1 protein-coding gene is annotated in these 720 nt (G+C 41.2%); it reads right to left on the bottom strand.

Translation table 11 applies throughout. From position 1 onward, the window contains the following. Positions 1-186: 186 nt before the first annotated feature. Positions 187-594 carry a SulA-like leucine-rich domain-containing protein gene (locus BCT81_RS21700; protein WP_004738476.1) on the bottom strand — a complete coding sequence of 136 codons (408 nt, stop codon included), beginning with the start codon at positions 592-594 and terminating at the stop codon, positions 187-189. Positions 595-720 lie beyond the last annotated feature (126 nt).

Below are 720 nucleotides of genomic sequence, written 5' to 3'. Positions count from 1 at the left end.
CATGATTAGACGGGCATTATACCCAATCTAACGTTTGCTTCCAGAGAAAAAGCAAACGTTTGCTAAATCTGCTAATCAAATAAAAACCCCTGCCTAACTATCCACCAAATTTAAGGCGAATCGTAGGGCAGGGGAAGGCAGTATATTTGGACTATATTACTGAGCTATCTAGTTGAGCGATGTTGCTTAGTGAATGCGCTCTGAGTTCGCATCCATGAAGAAAACTTCACACTGGAAACGCATACCTAATGTTCTTAAGTATTGTTGGCTAAATTGATCAATTGACGCGCTAGCAACGATCGCACTCGCATTCTTAGAGCGGATCGCTTTCTCTACTGTTTCAGCTTCGGTCATTTGGTGAGAAGCTTTCATATGAATAACGCGGTCGCAGCATACGTTATGTTTCTGCAGTTGCTTAGCGGATGGTCTTGGTGTTTGAGCCGTAAATAGCAGCCATTGATGTTGATTGGACAGCAACGCCATTTTTGCAAATAACGCTTCATCAGATGAATGATGAGCTGAGCGAGAAGCTGATGCAAATGCGCCGTGAATTAGCGGGCTAGAGTGTTGTGCTTTAACGTGTGCTTGAATCATTTTGCTGTCCTTATATACATGCTGTATGTGTATACAGTAGTTTTTGTTGCTTATAAGATCAAGCGTTTTTTGCGGGATTATTGGACGATTTCTTATGTTGAAATGAGCTTTTGTTATCTAATACAT

The sequence above is a fragment of the Vibrio sp. 10N.261.52.A1 genome (assembly GCF_002876325.1).
Lineage (GTDB): Bacteria > Pseudomonadota > Gammaproteobacteria > Enterobacterales > Vibrionaceae > Vibrio > Vibrio chagasii.
The sequence above is the reverse complement of the archived record's forward strand: the minus strand, read 5'-3'. Positions and strand labels throughout refer to the sequence as shown.